This window comes from Aeromonas sp. SE22, assembly GCF_038739755.1.
Classification (GTDB): domain Bacteria; phylum Pseudomonadota; class Gammaproteobacteria; order Enterobacterales; family Aeromonadaceae; genus Aeromonas; species Aeromonas jandaei.
In genome coordinates, this window is the sequence record NZ_JBCGFD010000004.1 from 106,083 (window position 1) to 122,139 (window position 16,057).

The 16,057-nt window shown below is 61.9% G+C and carries 17 protein-coding genes; 11 read left to right on the forward strand and 6 right to left on the reverse strand.

What is annotated here, in order from left to right; all coding sequences use genetic code 11:
• Positions 1-84: 84 nt before the first annotated feature.
• From AAHA39_RS09980 to pspF, 6 genes are all read right to left on the reverse strand, one after another.
• Entirely contained in the window at positions 85-870 is a 786-nt protein-coding gene (locus AAHA39_RS09980) for a peptide ABC transporter ATP-binding protein (RefSeq protein ID WP_033114706.1), read from the reverse strand.
• A 32-nt stretch (positions 871-902) separates the two neighbouring features.
• Positions 903-1,901 carry a peptide ABC transporter ATP-binding protein gene (locus AAHA39_RS09985; RefSeq protein ID WP_041210364.1) on the reverse strand — a complete coding sequence of 333 codons (999 nt, stop codon included), beginning with the start codon at positions 1,899-1,901 and terminating at the stop codon, positions 903-905.
• Positions 1,901-2,794 (reverse strand): ABC transporter permease subunit, encoded by an 894-nt coding sequence (locus AAHA39_RS09990; RefSeq protein ID WP_033114661.1) that lies wholly within the window; start codon positions 2,792-2,794, stop codon positions 1,901-1,903. Before AAHA39_RS09990 ends, AAHA39_RS09985 begins: the two co-directional genes overlap by 1 nt.
• Positions 2,795-2,829: 35 nt before the next feature.
• A complete protein-coding gene (locus AAHA39_RS09995; protein ID WP_041210362.1) occupies positions 2,830-3,789 on the reverse strand; it encodes an ABC transporter permease in 960 nt (319 codons plus the stop codon).
• A 2-nt stretch (positions 3,790-3,791) separates the two neighbouring features.
• Complete coding sequence (gene sapA / locus AAHA39_RS10000; RefSeq protein ID WP_201914228.1) at positions 3,792-5,387, reverse strand: ABC transporter substrate-binding protein SapA; 1,596 nt, start codon at positions 5,385-5,387, stop codon at positions 3,792-3,794.
• Between the two features lie 83 nt (positions 5,388-5,470).
• On the reverse strand, positions 5,471-6,511 hold the full coding sequence (pspF, locus tag AAHA39_RS10005) for a phage shock protein operon transcriptional activator (RefSeq protein ID WP_320655946.1): 1,041 nt from the start codon (positions 6,509-6,511) through the stop codon (positions 5,471-5,473).
• 196 nt (positions 6,512-6,707) lie between these two features.
• Here pspF and pspA point away from each other — a divergent pair, with 196 nt between their 5' ends.
• From pspA to AAHA39_RS10060, 11 genes are all read left to right on the forward strand, one after another.
• Positions 6,708-7,382 carry a phage shock protein PspA gene (gene pspA / locus AAHA39_RS10010; RefSeq protein WP_041210359.1) on the forward strand — a complete coding sequence of 225 codons (675 nt, stop codon included), beginning with the start codon at positions 6,708-6,710 and terminating at the stop codon, positions 7,380-7,382.
• A 3-nt stretch (positions 7,383-7,385) separates the two neighbouring features.
• Positions 7,386-7,622 (forward strand): envelope stress response membrane protein PspB, encoded by a 237-nt coding sequence (pspB, locus tag AAHA39_RS10015; protein WP_041210358.1) that lies wholly within the window; start codon positions 7,386-7,388, stop codon positions 7,620-7,622.
• Complete coding sequence (gene pspC, locus AAHA39_RS10020) at positions 7,619-8,023, forward strand: envelope stress response membrane protein PspC (RefSeq protein WP_041210357.1); 405 nt, start codon at positions 7,619-7,621, stop codon at positions 8,021-8,023. The genes pspB and pspC overlap by 4 nt, the downstream gene beginning before the upstream one ends.
• 160 nt (positions 8,024-8,183) lie before the next feature.
• The gene (locus AAHA39_RS10025) at positions 8,184-9,590 is read left to right on the forward strand and encodes a YcjX family protein (RefSeq protein WP_320655947.1); all 1,407 of its coding nucleotides are present in this window, start codon (positions 8,184-8,186) and stop codon (positions 9,588-9,590) included.
• Between the two features lie 53 nt (positions 9,591-9,643).
• Positions 9,644-10,678 carry a YcjF family protein gene (locus tag AAHA39_RS10030; RefSeq protein ID WP_320655948.1) on the forward strand — a complete coding sequence of 345 codons (1,035 nt, stop codon included), beginning with the start codon at positions 9,644-9,646 and terminating at the stop codon, positions 10,676-10,678.
• Between the two features lie 395 nt (positions 10,679-11,073).
• Positions 11,074-11,868 (forward strand): phenylalanine 4-monooxygenase, encoded by a 795-nt coding sequence (phhA, locus tag AAHA39_RS10035; protein WP_255933460.1) that lies wholly within the window; start codon positions 11,074-11,076, stop codon positions 11,866-11,868.
• A gap of 53 nt (positions 11,869-11,921) precedes the next feature.
• Positions 11,922-12,260 carry a 4a-hydroxytetrahydrobiopterin dehydratase gene (locus tag AAHA39_RS10040; RefSeq protein WP_156852975.1) on the forward strand — a complete coding sequence of 113 codons (339 nt, stop codon included), beginning with the start codon at positions 11,922-11,924 and terminating at the stop codon, positions 12,258-12,260.
• A 28-nt stretch (positions 12,261-12,288) separates the two neighbouring features.
• Positions 12,289-12,381, forward strand: coding sequence for a 4a-hydroxytetrahydrobiopterin dehydratase (locus tag AAHA39_RS10045; protein WP_268884775.1), 93 nt, complete (start codon positions 12,289-12,291; stop codon positions 12,379-12,381).
• 134 nt (positions 12,382-12,515) lie between these two features.
• Complete coding sequence (gene tyrR / locus AAHA39_RS10050) at positions 12,516-14,063, forward strand: transcriptional regulator TyrR (protein WP_041210348.1); 1,548 nt, start codon at positions 12,516-12,518, stop codon at positions 14,061-14,063.
• 182 nt (positions 14,064-14,245) lie between these two features.
• Positions 14,246-14,806 (forward strand): YfiR family protein, encoded by a 561-nt coding sequence (locus AAHA39_RS10055; protein WP_042032034.1) that lies wholly within the window; start codon positions 14,246-14,248, stop codon positions 14,804-14,806.
• Complete coding sequence (locus AAHA39_RS10060; protein WP_156852973.1) at positions 14,803-16,044, forward strand: diguanylate cyclase domain-containing protein; 1,242 nt, start codon at positions 14,803-14,805, stop codon at positions 16,042-16,044. The genes AAHA39_RS10055 and AAHA39_RS10060 overlap by 4 nt, the downstream gene beginning before the upstream one ends.
• Positions 16,045-16,057: the final 13 nt, after the last annotated feature.

Here is a 16,057-nt window from a genome sequence, read left to right on the forward strand (position 1 = left end):
AGCCCACTGCATGCAGTGGGCTTTTTTGATCCTGCCGTGTGAGAACGGTGAAACACAGCGGCAGGGGAGGCGGCCGGCTCCTCTCTATTTGCGATATTCGTTGTTGTAGTTCTGGATGAGGCGGCGGGTCACCTCGTGCTGGGGGTCGGCAAACACCTTGAGGGTCTTGCCGCGCTCCACCACGCGCCCTTCATGCATTACCAGCACCTCGTCGCTGATATGGCTGACGATACCCAGATCGTTGGCGACCAGCACATAGCTCAGCCCCATGGTCTCCTGCATCTCCAGCAGCAGGTTGATGATCTGGGAGCGTACCGAGATATCCAGAGTGGTGAGTGCTTCGTCGGCCACCACGATTTTGGGGTTGAGGATAAGCGCCCGGGCCAGTGCGACCCGCTGCTGCTGACCGGAGGAGAGCATCTGCGGGTAGAAGAGGGCGTGATCGGGCAGCATACCCACCATGCGCAGGGTCTGCACCACCTTTTCACGGCGCTCCTCTTCGGTCATTTCGGTGTTGAGACGCAGCGGTGTCTCCAGAATTTGGCCAACCCGGATCTTGCGGTTCAGCGAGGTATTGGGATCCTGAAAAATCATCCGCAGCAGCTTGCAGCGAGTCTGGTAATCGCCATGCACCATCAGCTGGCCGTCGATGGCGATGTCACCGCTGGTGGGCTCAATCATCCCGGCCAGAATGCGGGCCAGGGTGCTCTTGCCGGAGCCCGCTTCACCGACGATGGCCAGGGTCTGGCCCACTTCGAGATCGAACGAGAGGGGCTTGATCGCCTCCACTGCCTGACGACGGAACAGGCCGGTGCGGTTCTGGTAGGTTTTGCTCAGGCCCCTCACTTGCAGCAGGGAGGGCTCAATCACATGCGCCTCTCTGGCGGGGGCGTTGCTGGTCATCATTTTTTCGGCTCCTCCATGTTCAGCGGGAAGTGGCAGCTGAACTGGTGTCCCTTCACCTTGTTCATCACCGGGGTCTGTACGCACTGCTTCTGGGCATAGGGGCAGCGCGGGCCGAGCCGGCAGCCGATGGGCAGGTGCTGCAGCGGCGGGATGACGCCGGGCAGGGTTTCGAGGCGCGACTTGTGGCGCACCAGCTTGTCAAAGTCGGGGATCGACTTGAGCAGCGCATCGGTATAGGGGTGATGCGGCGTCTCGAGGATCTGCTCGCGGGTACCTACTTCCACCATCTGGCCGCAGTACATCACGTTGATGGTATCGGTCAGGTTGGCGATGGCGGCGATGTCGTTGCTGATGATCAGGATGGTGGTGTTGCCCAGCTTGTTCATCTTGTCCAGCAGCCGCAGGATCTGGGAGTGGGTGGTGGACTCCATGGCACTGGTGGGTTCGTCGGCAACCAGCAGGCGCGGCTGGTTGGCAATCGCCATGGCGATCATCACCTTCTGGCACATGCCATCCGACAGCTCATGGGGATAGGCGCGCATCACCTTGCGATGATCCTTGACCCCGACCCGGTGCAGCAGGGCAATCGCCCGCTTCTTGCGCCACTGGAAGCGCTGCCAGAACTGTCCCTCGAACGAATCGGTCGGGATCGCCTCTTCCAGCTGGGTGCCAATCTCCTCGGAGGGGTCGAGACAGCTGATGGGATCCTGGAAGATCATGGCGATCTCGCGGCCCATGATGCGGCGCCGCTCGCGGGGCGCCATGGTCAGCAGATCCATGTCGTTGAAGCGCATCCGGTCGGCGCGCACCGTCCAGTTATCCTTTTCGATGCCGACGATCACTTTGGCGATCAGGCTCTTGCCCGAGCCGGATTCGCCGACCAGTCCGCGGATCTCCCCCTCGTTGAGGGTGAGGCTCACCTTGTCTACCGCCTTCACCTTGCCCTGCGGGGTGTCGATCTCGATGGTGAGATTGCGTATATCTAGCAACGGCATCAGTCATTCCCCTCTTTGAGCGCTTCGCGGATGCCCTCACCAACCAGGTTGGTCACCAGCACGCTGAACAGGATGGCGATGCCGGGTAGGGTGACGGTCCAGGGGGCGAGATAGATGAGATCGCTCGAGTCTGCGAGCATGGCGCCCCACTCCGATTGGGGCGTCTGGGCGCCGAGGCCGAGAAAACCGACCGCGGAGATATCGAGGATGGCGGCCGAGAGGGTGCGGGTGGTCTGGGCCACCAGGGTCTCGACGATATTGGGCAAAATGGCCAGCCGCATGATCCGCAAGGGGGGCGAACCATCGAGTCGGCTGGCGATGATGTACTCCTTCTGCATCTCGGCATGCACTGCGTTGTAGGTAGCCCGGATAAACGGCGGGATCAACGCGAGGGTGATGGCGATCAGGGTGTTGCCAAGGCCGGGCCCCATGATGGCAACCATGATGATGGCCATCAGCAGGGAGGGGATGGAGAGCAGGGTATCGAGCAGATGGTGCAATACGCTCGATTTGAGCCCCTTGCTCATGCCGCCGAGGATGCCGATGGCAGAACCGACCACCATGGCGATCACCACCACGATGAGGGCGCAGCCGAAGGTGAGCCGCGCGCCGACCACCAGCCGGGAGAGGATATCCCGTCCCAGATCGTCGGTGCCGAGGAAGAAGTCGATATTGCCGTTGTTGGCCCAGGAGGGGGCCAGCAGCAGATGCTCTGCGTGCTGCTCATCGATGCCGTAGGGCACCACCAGCGGGCCGAACAGGGTGATGATCAGCAGCAGCAAAAAGCCCCACAGTCCGGCCATGGCAAGCGGATTGCGGCTGTAGGAGGCCCACGTTTGCTCCAGCGGCGAGAGGATCTTGAGCTCGGGATAGATGTTCGATTTATCTTGCATAGGGTACCTGGCTCCTGGTCACGCCATGAGCGCGTTCAATCTTGTTTGGCATAGAGCTCTTTGCGCCGTGCCGGATAGATAAGGGTGGTGAGCAGCTCGGTGCTGACACTGATCAGGATGACGAAACTGGCGATGACCAGGGTCGCGCCGCGAATGGCGGCATAATCCTGCAGGGCGATGCTGCTGACCAGCCAGCGGCCGATGCCATGCCACTCGAACACCACCTCGGTGATCATGGCGGAGGTGAGCACACTGCCCAGCTGCAGACCGAGCAAAGGCAGTACCGGAGGCAGGGCGTTTTTCAGACCATGGCGCCAGACAATCTGCCACTTGGAGAGGCCACGGCTGGCTGCCGCTCTGATGTAGTTCTGCTTCATCACGTCGATGAGCGAGCTGCGCACATGGCGGATCACCTCGGTCGTGGGCACCACCGCCAGCACCAGCGAGGGGAGGATGAGGTGGCGAAGGGCATCGTGCAGCGCCGCCTGACGCCAGGGCTCCTGACTCAGCAGCACGTCGATGACGGCGATCCCGGTAATGGGGGGCACGTCATAGAGCAGGCTGATCTGGCCCGATGCCGGCAGCCAGCCGAGATCGAGCGAAAAGAGCATCACCACCAGCAAAGCCAGCCAGAACACCGGCACCGCATAGCCGATAAGGCCGGCGGTCATGATGGAGAGATCCAGCGGCTTGCCCTGTGACAGGGCGGCCAGGGTACCGAGCGGGATCCCCACCAGCAGCGAGACGGTGAAAGCGGCCAGACAGAGGATCAGGGTCGCCGGGAAGTAGTGGCGGATTTCGTCCAGTACCGGCAGGCCGGAGACGCTGGAGAGGCCGAGATCCCCGGCCAGAATATGGCGCAGGAAGTCGGGGTAGCCGCTCCAGAAACTCAGCTGATGGCCGAGCAGGCGATAGTCCAGCAGGTAGGCGACAAAGGTCAGGGCCAGCAGGGTGATGAGCAGCAGGTTGATGCGACGCAAGGTGTATAGAAGCATGCTTACTCCCGATGAGCCTGATTGAAGGAGGTGCCGCCAAAGGGCATCAGGATCAGCCCCTCGATGTCACTGCGGCTGACCTGGGTGCGCAGGGCATGGGCCAGCGGAATGAGGGGCAGCTGCTCGTTGAGCAGGGTCTGGGCGTAGTAGTAGTTGCGCAGCCGGAAGGCCAGCTGGGGCGTGGTGACCGCATCGTCCAGCAGCTGATCGAAGGCCGGGCTGCACCAGCGGCTGTAGTTGTTGCCCCGCTCGACCGCCGAGCAGCTCAGCAGCTGGCGGAAGAAGTTGTCCGGGTCGGCGTTGTCGGCAATCCAGCCAGAGAGCAGGCTGTCGTACTGACCGGCGGCCAAGCGTTTCTCGATGACGGGCCACGCCTGCTGGACGATTTTGAGCTTGATGCCCACCTTGGCCAGATCGCTTCGCATCAGCTGGGCGGTCTTGAGCGCATCCGGGTTGTAGGGGCGGGCGTCCGGTTGCACCAGCACCTGCATCTCGAATCCCTTCTCGAGCCCTGCTTCCTTGAGCAGCTTGCGGGCCAGCGTCAGATCCGGCTTGCGCATTGGCAGGCTGGGGTTATAGCCCCACGAGAGCGGTGGCAGCAGGCTGTTGGCCGGCAGACCGGTATCGAAATAGACCGCCTGCAACAGGTTGTCGATATTGATGGTGCTGGCAATGGCCTGACGCACCTTGACGTTGTTGAACGGCGGCTTACGGGTATTGAGGGCCAGGAAGGCGACGTTCATCCCCGACTGTACCGAGAGGCTGAGGTCGGGATGTTGCTTGATCACCGAGAGCTGGCTGGCGGCTGGTGTGCTCATCACGTCGCACTCGCCGGTCAGCAGTTTGGCCAGCCGCTTGGACGAGCGCGGAGTGATGTCATAGACCAGTTGCTCGATCTGGGCCGGGCCGTTCCAGTAGCCGGGATGGCGCAGATAGCGGATGAACTCGTTGTGGCGATACTCCTTGAAGCTGAACGGGCCGGTGCCGATGGGGCGGGTATCGAGCAGCGCCGGGGTTCCCGCCTTGAGCATCTGCTCGGCGTATTCGGCGGAGAGGATCACCGCATAGTCGCTGGCCAGGGTCGCGAGGAAGGAGGCGTTGGGCTGGTTCAGCTCGAACACCACCTGCTGCGGCCCCTTCTTGTAGACCCGCTTGATCAGCTGATCCTGTCCCAGGCTGTAGAAGAAGGGGTAGTCGCCACCGGAGACGTTGTGATAGGGGTGGTGCTCGTCGAGTTGACGGGCGTAGGTAAAGACCACGTCATCGGCATTGAGGGTGCGGCTTGGCTTGAACCAGGGGGTGTGGTGGAAACTCACCCCCTTGCGCAGGGTCAAGGTATAGGTGAGGCCATCCTCGCTCACATGCCAGTTGGTGGCGAGCGCCGGCTCCAGTGCCAGAGTATTGGGGTTGACCTCCAGCAGACGGTCGTAGAGTGGACGAGCGCTGGCATCCAGCGTAACCCCGGTGTTGGAAACATGGGGGTTGAAGGAGAGGGGAGAGCCCTCAGCGCAGTAGATGAGTCCGGTCTTGGAAGCTTCGGATTGCTTGTTGCAGCCGGTGAGCAGAACCAGCAGACCGAGCAGCAAGGGTGTGAGCATTCTCATTGTTGAACCATGTTTTTGATACGCATCTGTTTTTATATGAATACGCCAGCACTGTGCTGGCTTTGTTGGTACCGGTGTCAGTCGGACTCTTTCTGGTCTTGTTCCGTATCGTTGTCGCCATCCTGCAGCTGATACTTGCGTAGCATGCCACGAAACTGGTGATAGCTTAAGGCCAGCAGTTGGGCGGCTTTGCGCTGATTATACTGGGATTGCTGCATCGCCTGCTTGAGTAAATTAATCTCGAACTCCGCCACCGCCTGCTTGAGATCGAGCGGCAACGCCCCGGTTGTCACACCTTGCGGCTCGCTTTTACTCTCCTGACTGCGAGCGGCTACGGGCCGCCAGGGGGAATCAAACGGATTGATCACCAGCTCGGCCAGCGGCAACTGGGGGTTGCCCTGGCGGTAGATGCTGCGCTCCACCACGTTTTTCAGCTCCCGCACGTTGCCAGGCCAGGGGTAATCGAGCAGCAGCTGGGTTGCTTTACGCGAGAAACCGGCAAAGAGCGGATAGCCCAGCTCCCGGGTCATGCTGTGGGCGAAGTGCTCCGCCAGCATCAGGATATCTTCCCGTCGCTCCCGCAAGGGGGGGAGGGTAATCACATCAAACGCGAGTCGGTCCAGCAGATCGTGGCGAAACAGTCCTTTATCTGCCAACGCAGGGAGATCCTCGTTGGTAGCGCAGACCAGCCGCACATCCACCTTGAGGGGCTTGGCCCCGCCCACTCGCTCGAACTCGCCATACTCGATGACCCGCAGCAGCTTCTCCTGCACCCGGGCGCTGGTGGTGGCCAGCTCGTCGATGAAGAGGGTGCCGCCATCGGCCCGCTCGAAGCGGCCCTGATGGCGCTTGGCTGCGCCGGTAAAGGAGCCCGCCTCGTGACCGAACAGCTCGGTCTCCAGCAGACTCTCGCTCAAGGTGGCGCAGTTGATGGTGACAAAGCTTTGATCCCAGCGCGCCGAGAGATAATGTAGGCGATGGGCGATGAGCTCCTTGCCCGTTCCCCGCTCACCGATGATCAGCACGGGTTTGCGCAGCGGGGCGAGCCGTGAGGCCTGCTCGATGATCTCGAGGAATGCGTTGGATTCCCCCAGCAGGCTTTCCGTGGCCGTGGTCATAGTGATCCCTGTCGGTTGTTAAAGCTGGTCAATCTTACCAAAAGTTGGTGATTTTTATCACCACCTGCATGGCATCTATTGAAACGGGGCAAAGCAGCCCCATATAAATCAACAAGTTAAATTTCGCTCCAGATTGGCACACAAGTTGCCATTGTCAATGGAGAAACAACGCCATGCCATTAACAGGAGTGCAATCATGAGTATTTTTTCCCGTCTGGCCGACATCATCAATTCCAACCTGACGGCCCTGCTCGACAAGGCAGAAGATCCCCAGAAGATGGTGCGCCTGATCATCCAGGAGATGGAGGACGAGCTGGTCAAGGAGCGCTCCAATCTGGCCCGCTTCCTCGCCAGCCAGAAAGAGATTGGCCGTCAGGTCGCCCGCCATCAGGAGCGGGTCGACGAGTGGCAGGCCAAGGCCGAACTGGCTCTGACCAAGGGGCGTGAAGATCTGGCCCGCGCCGCCCTTATCGAGAAGAAGAAACAGAGCGAGTTGTCAGAGACCCTCTACCGCGAGCAGCAGGCGGTCGACAGCGGCATCGAGAAGCTGGGTGAGGAGATCCGCCAGCTCGAAGCCAAGCTGGAAGATGCCCGTGCCCGCCAGAAAGCAATGGCCATTCGCAGCGAAGCGGCCAGCAGCCGTCTCAACGTGCAGAGCCAGGTTGCCCGTGGTGACAGTCAGGCGGTGGTGAGCAAATTCGAGCGGATGGAGCGTCGCATCGACGAGATGGAGGCTCGCGCCGATCTGGGTCAGTCCGACAAGGCGCTGGCGCAGCAGTTTGCCGAACTGGAAGTGGACGATCAGATAAGCAAAGAGCTTGAGGCGATGCGCCAAAAGCTGGGTCAGCGTGACGGCCAGCAGGGGGAGTAAGCGATGGAGAGTCTGCTGGGTGTATTGATGGTTCCCATGGTGGTTTTCATGGTGGTGGTGGCACCCATCTGGCTGGTGCTGCACTACCGGGCCAAGGGGCGCATCGGCGCCGGTCTTGCCGATAGCGAGCGGGAACAGCTGCAAGGGTTGCTGGCCCGTACCGAAAAAATGCAGGAGCGAGTCGGTGCGCTCGAATCGATTCTGGATGCGGAAGTGCCCGGTTGGAGGAACAAGGTATGAGCAGTGTCAATCGTGAGGGGCGCAACCTCTATCGCGATCCCCGGCAGGGCAAGATTGCCGGAGTTTGCGCCGGTTTGGCAGAGTATTTCGGGGTGGAGACCTGGATCGTGCGGCTGCTCGCCATCAGTGGCCTCATCTTCGCCGGGTTCATCACCTTCACCGCTTACATTGCCGCCTGGTTTTTGCTCGACAAAAAGCCGGTTACCCTCTATTCCCACGAGGATGCCGATTTTGCCGAGGTGCGGATGAAGGCGCGCAGCTGGCAGGCGGGTGTCACCCCCCAGCAGGCGCTGAGCCGTGTCGCGCAGGAACTGGATGCGCTGGAGCCTCGAGTTCAGCGCATCGAGAAGCTGGTGACCTCTCGCGAGTTCACCCTGCAGCGGGAATTTCGCAAGCTGTAGTGCCTGCTAAAGCACTCAATGTCGATGGTGGCGCTTTCTGTGGTGATCCATCATCGACGCCACTCAGGCTGATTGACCAATCCCGATGCGGATAGCCAGTTTGCCTTGTCGCACGGCCAATCACGCCGGATGCAACCACCAAGGGAGAACGGGTCAAGCCTTGATACTCAATAAACTGGAACAGAAGTTGACTCGCCTGCAGAGCAAGGCGAACGACGTGGTGAACCGGGTGCGGGATCGCCATATCCGGCTGGCGGTGACCGGCCTCTCTCGCAGCGGCAAAACCGCCTTTATCACGGCGCTGGTCAACCAGCTGGAACACGCGGCCATCGATGGCCGCCTGCCGTTGTGGGATGCCCTGCGTCAGGGGCGTATTCTCGGTGCCCGCCGGGTACCGCAGCAAAATGCCCATATCCCCACCTTTGCCTACGAGCGCGGCCTCGACTCCCTGTTTGGCGAGCCGCCAGCCTGGCCCGAGCCCACCCGCGGCGTGGCCGAGGTGCGCCTCGAAATTCGCTACCGCACCCGTCACCCCCTGCGCAAGCATCTGGGGGAGATCTCCACCCTCTACGTGGATCTGGTGGACTATCCCGGGGAGTGGCTGCTCGACTTGCCGCTCCTTGAGATGAACTACGAGCAGTGGAGCGAACAGGTGCGCGAACAGCTGCGTCGTCCCGAGCTGCAGGCGCTTGCCGCCAGCTGGCTGACCCCCGGGTGGCAGGCAACGCAACCTTTTGCCGAGCGACCGGTGGCTGAGCTGGCCGAGCGCTACACCGTCTATCTGCACGCCTGCAAACAGGAGCTGGGACTGCACCTGATCCAACCCGGCCGCTTCGTCTTGCCGGGGGAGTATGCCGGTGCCCCCATGCTGCAATTTGTCCCCTGGGTGTGGGAGATGCCCGCCGGCGAGCCCGCCGATGGCAGCCTCTACGCCACCCTCAGGCAGCGCTTCGAGCAATACAAGCAGCATCTGGTGCAGGGTTTTTATGAGCAGCACTTTGCCGGCTTTGATCGCCAGATCGTGCTGGTGGATTGCCTGCAGCCTCTCAACGCCGGGGCAGCCAGCTTTGGCGACATGCAGCAGGCCATCGCTCGCATCATGGAGAGCTTTGCCTACGGCAAGAGCAACTGGTGGCGGCGACTCTTCTCACCCCGTATCGACAAGCTGCTGTTTGTGGCGAGCAAGGCTGATCACGTCACCCCCGAACAGCATGGGCCCATGGTCTCACTGCTCCAGCATCTGGTGCGCAGCGGCCGCGGCCAGGCCCGTTTCGAGGGGATCACTACCGAGTGTCTGGCGCTCGCCGCCATCAAGGCGACCGAGGTGGGCAAGGGGGTGGCCAATGGCCGCGAGTTTCCCGCCATCCGCGGCACCAGCCTAAGCGGTGAGCCGCTGCTGCTCTTTCCGGGGGAGGTGCCGCCCCATATTCCGCCCGCGCAGTGGTGGAACAGTCAGGGCTTTGATTTTCAGGCGTTTCGCCCCATGCCCATGAGCCCCCATCAGGCGCTGCCCCATATCCGGCTCGATGCGGCGCTGGAGTTTCTGCTCGGGGATCACCTCGAATAACGGTGTGCGGTCTTGGCACCTGAGCCGAAGGCTGCGCACAGGAGAACAATGCGATGAACGATCAGATAAAAGAGCGGCCACCGCTGCAGGGCAAGGTGATCCTTGAGCCTGCCTTGACGGTGGCCAGTGACGAGCTCCCGCCCGCGCCGGCCCAGCGACTGGAGGAGGCGAGTTTCGAGCGCCTCGACGAGCTGGACGAGCTCACCGAGGTGGAGAGTGCCCTCGTCATCAAACCGCGTCGCCGCCATCGGCTGTTGGCGTGGGGGCTGGGGGCGGTCGGTCTGCTCTCGTTGGGCCAATATGGCGCATTCCTTTACGATCAGTTTCTCACCACCCCGCTCTGGGGCAGCGCCTGGCTCGCGGCCTCGGCGCTGGTGGCGGCGGGTACCGCCAGCGTGGTGGGGCGCGAGTGGCTGCGCCTGCGCACCCTCAAGCGGCGCCAGGATGTGCGCTCGCGGGCAGAAGATCTGCTGGCCCATCAGGGGGTCGGACAGGGCCAGGCATTCTGTGAAGGGTTGGCGGTCAAAAGTGGCGACAAGGGGCGCGAGGGGTATCAAACCTGGCTGGCCCAGCTCGACGAGAGCCACAGCGATCGGGAGGTGCTGACCCTCTACAGCCAGCTGGTACTCGGCGAGCGCGACAAGCTGGCGCAGGCGCGGGTGGCCAAATGGTCGGGGGAGGCCGCCGTACTGGTGGCGCTAAGCCCGCTCGCCACCGTCGACATGATGCTGATGCTGTGGCGCAACCTGCGGATGATCGAGGATATCGCCGATGTCTACGCAATCGAGCTTGGCTACTGGAGCCGCATACGCCTCATCCGTCAGGTGTTTCGTAACATGCTCTACGCCGGTGCCACCGAGCTGGTGACCGAGGTGGGGATGGACTTGCTGGGGGCCGAGCTTACCGCCAAGCTCTCTGCCCGCGCCGCGCAAGGGGTGGGGGCGGGCCTGCTCACCGCTCGCCTTGGCCTGCGCACCATAGAGGCGTGCCGCCCGCTGCCCTGGTGTGCGGATGAAAAGCCGAAGCTGGGAGAGCTGCGCAAGCGGCTGGTGGGTCAGCTGGCCGGTTATCTCAAGGGGACGAGCTAACCCCGGATCGGAGCTCGGCAGTTGGCGCATCCTGATGGGGGCCAGGGCATGCCGAGGATCTACATTGTTTTACTGGTGAAACGCGCATCCACTTTTTTCGTCGTTTTTTGCAACAATCTGCGCCGAGCGGATGGGCTATCACGGCATAAACCGGGCAACGGAGCTGCTCCGCTCTTATCCCGTCTCCTTCAGGGATGAGGCGTACAACGGGTACCAAGGGCTTGGCTCACTCTGAATGAGTCAGCTCGCCATTAGGCGTGAATGTCACATTTTATTTACATCTCTCACCAGCAGCCGACCACCGGGTCAGCTGCTTTTTTTGTTGCCGGTTCGTTACAGTGATCCTGTGACCCAATGGCAAGGCGCCTCACCCGGCGCAGAGGATGGAACCGCTTATGGCAACCCTTTATACCGCTCACCAGCCGGATGCCCGGGGGATGATCCACTACTCGGCCGAAGAGCACGGCACCTGGCAGATCCTGATCGAACGCCAGCTGGCGGCGCTTGAAGGCAAGGCGTGTGACGAGTATCTGGCGGGCCTTGAAAGACTGACGTTGCCGCGAGATCGCATCCCCCAGCTGGCGGAGCTCAACGAGGTATTGCTGGCGACCACCGGCTGGTCGGTGGCAGCCGTGCCTGCGCTTATCTCGTTTGACCGCTTCTTTGCCCTGCTGGCCAACCGCCAGTTCCCGGTCGCCACCTTTATCCGGCGCCGCGACGAGCTCGATTACCTGCAGGAGCCCGATATCTTTCACGAGATCTTCGGCCACTGCGCCATGCTGACCAATCCCGCTTTTGCCCACTTCACTCACCTCTATGGCCAGCTTGGCCAGCAGGCGAGCAAGGAGGAGCGGGTCTTTCTGGCCCGTCTCTACTGGTTCACCGTGGAGTTTGGCCTCCTGGCCACGGCGGACGGACTGCGTATCTACGGCGGCGGCATTCTCTCCTCTATCGGCGAGACGGCCTATGCCCTCTCCGGCAAGCCGCTGCTGCAACCCTTCGATCTGCTGGAGGTGCTGCGCACCCCCTATCGCATCGACATCATGCAGCCCACCTACTTTGTGCTGCCCGAGCTCGATGCCCTCTACCGGCTGGGTGAGGTGGAGATCATGAACGGGGTGGCGCAGGCGCGCCAGCTTGGCCTGCATGCGCCGCGCTTTGAGCCGGTTGCAGGCAAACAGGCGAGTTGATTTATCCGTTATTTCACATCAGATATTGCACATTAAGAACAGAGGAGAGACCCATGTCCGAACTGGCCAGCCAGCAGTGTGAAGCGTGCCGCGCCGATGCCCCCAGAGTGAGCGATGAGGAGCTGCGTGAGTTGATGCAGCTTATCCCCGACTGGCAGCCGCTGGTGGTGGCGGGTGCGTTGCAGCTGCGGCGCGAATTTGCCTTTCGCAACTTCAAGGAGGCGCTGGCGTTTACCAATCGCCTGGGGGAGCTGGCAGAGGCGGAGTTCCACCATCCGGCCATTTTGACCGAGTGGGGCAAGGTAACGGTCAGCTGGTGGACCCACAAGATTGGCGGGCTGCACCGCAACGACTTCATCATGGCGGCACGCACGGATGAGCTGCTGAAGTGAAGACGCCATCACTCACCGAGTGGACGATATGGTAACGGTCAGCTGGTGGACTCACAAGATCGGTGGGCTGCACCGCAATGACTTCATCATGGCGGCGCGTACCGACCAGCTACTCAAATAAGCGGCAGCAACTGACTCGGGCCTGCCCGGCGAAAGCGGGGCAGGCCCGCATTTTTGTGGGCTAGCGCTCGCACTGGGGGGATCGAGTCTGTATTATCCGCTCATTCATAGAGTTAGCTAGGAAGTGTGTCCCGAATGCGTCTTGAAGTCAGCTGTGAAGACCGCCTGGGCCTGACCCGGGAACTGCTCGACCGCCTGGTGGAGCACAATATCGATCTGCGCGGCATCGAAATCGATACCTCAGGCATCATCTATCTCAACTTTCCCGAGCTGGAGTTCAGCGATTTTCAGCATCTGATGCCGGAGATCCGCCGCATTCCCGGCGTCTATGACGTCAAGACCATCCCCTACATGCCCTCCGAGCGGGAGCACCACGAGATTGAGGCGCTGCTCAAGGCGCTGCCGGATCTGGTCTTCTCGCTCGATGCCAAGGGCAAGGTGACCCAGGCCAACCAGTCGGCCCTCACCACCCTCGGCTTGCCGGTGGAGGAGGTGCGCGGCGTGGCGCTTGGCTCGCTGGTCAAGGGCTTCTCCTTCAGCCGCTGGCTGGAAGCGAGCGACATCCGGCCGCAAACCTGCAAACTCAGCTTCAACGGCGAAGAGTATCTGGCGGATCTGCTGCCGCTCTTTGTCGATGAACAGAAAGGTAAACAGGCGCTGGCGGGGGCCGTGGTGGTGCTCAAATCGGCCCGTCGGGTCGGTCTGCACTTCAGCGCGCTCCACGCGGTGGAGGCGGAGGGGTTCGAGCATCTGCAGGGTGAGAGCCCCAAGATGAAGGAGGTGCTGGCGCAGGCGCGCAAGCTGGCGATGCAGGATGCGCCGCTGCTCATCGTCGGCGAGACCGGTACCGGCAAGGAGCTGCTGGCTCGCGCCTGTCACGCCGCCAGCCTGCGCTCCAGCCACCCCTTCATGGCCCTCAACTGCGCCGCCATGCCGGATAACGTGGCCGAGAGCGAGCTGTTTGGCTATGCCCCCGGTGCCTTTGGCAACAATACCGAGGGCAAGCGCGGCGTGCTGGAGCTGGCGAGCGGCGGCACCCTGATGCTGGACGAGATCGGCGACATGTCGCCCCACCTGCAGACCAAGTTCTTGCGGGTGCTGCAAGATGGCGTGTTCCGCCGGGTCGGTGACGAGCAGGAGGTGAAGGTCAATGTGCGCTTTATCTGCACCACCCAGAAACAGCTGCTCGATCTGGTCAACGATGGCTCCTTCCGCGAGGATCTCTACTATCGCCTCAACGTGCTGAGTCTGGCGCTGCCGCCGCTGCGCGAGCGCAAGGCGGATGTCATGGTGCTGGCCCAGCAGTTTGTCTCGCGTTTTGCCAGCGAACTGCAGCGTCCGCGCCCGCGCTTTACCCGCAACATGGCCGACTATCTGACTGCTTATCGCTGGCCGGGCAACGTGCGCCAGCTGCGCAACTGCCTCTATCGCGCCATGACGCTGCTGGAGGGGGACGAGCTTGGCCCCGAGCAGATCGATCTGCCGGTAGCGGCTGATACGGCACCGCTTATCGACGAGTGGTTCGAGGGCAACCTTGACGATGCGGTAAAGCGCTTCGAGAGCCAGCTGCTGGCACGGCTCTATCCGGCGTTTCCCTCGACTCGCCAGCTCGCCAAACGACTGGGTGTGTCGCACACCGCCATCGCCAACAAATTGCGGGAGTACGGGATCAGCAAAAAGTGATACCCTGTCCGTTGAGGTGAACAGAGAGCCCGTTGCAAAACGGGCTCTCTGTTTTTATTTACAGCTCTGTCAGCTGAGTCTCACGTCAAGGCTTGTCAGGCTGTTGTCCGGCCACTTACTATCTGAGCTCATGTACCCGAACCGCGCTGCTGCGGTGTTGTAGAGGCGCCTATCCCCTGATCATGTCGTCACACTTCTCATTTCGACTCGTCGTTGCGTTGCTGGTGCTATTGCCCGGGCTGGCTTGCTCCCGTGCCGCGCTTGCCGACGCTCAGACCACTGCAGAGAGCCGGGCCAATGCGGTCAAGGAGCTGGTGCTCGATATTCTGAGCTACACCCGCTGGCCAAAGGAGCCGCCGGTGCTGCATCTGTGCATCGCCGCGCCCACTGAATATGCCGGTGTGCTCTCCACCATTACCCGGCAGGGCAACGGCCGGCCGGTGCAGGTCAATCGCTATGAGGTGACGGATCCGGCCATTGCCGGCCAGTGCCATGTGCTCTATCTGGGTGTGATGGACGAGTCAACCCGGCTGGCGCTCTTCTCCCGTTTGAAGGGGCATCCCGTGCTCAGCATCAGTGAGCAGAACCCGGAGTGCAGCAGCAGTCCCGTCTTCTGTCTGCAGCCGGACAGCCGTAGCGGGCGGCTGCGTTTCAAAGTGAATCTGGATGCGCTGGCGCTCAGCGGTGTGCGGGTGCACCCGGCCGTGCTCAAGCTGGCCATGGCTGATCGGGGTGTGCCATGACGCCATCGTCCGATCGCCATGACGCACGGCTGACCCTGCGCCAGAGTCTGGGGCGCACCCATCTGGTGACAGCCTTTACTTCGGCTTGCGTGGCGGGGATCCTGCTGACCCTGACCGCCCTGCTGGTGATGCGTTTTTACGCCGATCACAATCTGGAGCTGGTGGCGCGCGCCATCAGTTATACCACCGAGGCGGCCGTGGTGTTTCATGATGAAGAGGCGGCGGGTGAGGCGCTGCGGGCCATTGCCGAGCGCGAGGAGGTGGCCGAGGCGCGCATCTATCTGCCCGATGGCACGCTCTTGACCAGCTGGTCGCGCACCATGAACACCCCGATTGCCGAGCTGGAGGGTTATCTTGCCCAGTTGATCCTGCCCGGGCCGGTGCGCGAGCCCATGCTGCGTGGCAGTGAAAAGATCGGCGAGGTCGAGCTGATCGGCCATGGCGAGTCACTGCTGATCTTCCTGATTGCGGTGCTGCTGGTGATGCTGATCTGCCTGCTCTTGAGCGCCATGGGGGCCCTTTACGTGGCGGGGCGGATGCAGGTCTCCATCATAGGTCCCCTGCGCGAGCTGGCCCGGGTGGCCCACTCGGTGCGCCGCCAGCGCACCTTGGGGATGCGGGCACCGCCCGCCGGGATTGTCGAGCTCAACGAGCTGGGGGATGACTTCAACTCCCTGCTGGACGAGTTGCAGGCGTGGCAAGCCCATCAGGCGCGAGAAAATGCCAGTCTGCTTCATCAGGCCACCCACGATGTGTTGACCGGATTGCCCAACAGGGTCTTGTTTGACGCCAGGCTGGCACAGGCCATCACCGAGGCTGAACAGGGTGAGGGGGACTTTGCGCTGCTTTACCTCGATTGCGATCGCTTCAAACAGATTAACGATACCCTGGGCCACAACGCCGGTGACGATGTGCTGATAACCCTGGCAAGGCGGGTGGAGCATCAGCTGCGGCCGCAGGATCTGGTGTGCCGTCTGGGGGGGGATGAGTTCGCCATCCTGCTGAGCCCTGTGCATCTGCAACAGGATGTGGAGGAGGTGATCAACCGCATTCAGCAGGCGATGAGTGAAACCGTGGTATTGCGGGATGGGCAGCAACTGGTGGCTGGGATCAGCATCGGTTATGCCATTCATCAATCCGGGGTCAGTGCCAGCGAGCTGTGCGAGCTGGCAGACAAAGCCATGTATTTGGCAAAACGTGCGCGCCGCGAGGAGGTGGATGCCACCGAGCCGGCGTGAATTGATGTCGTTA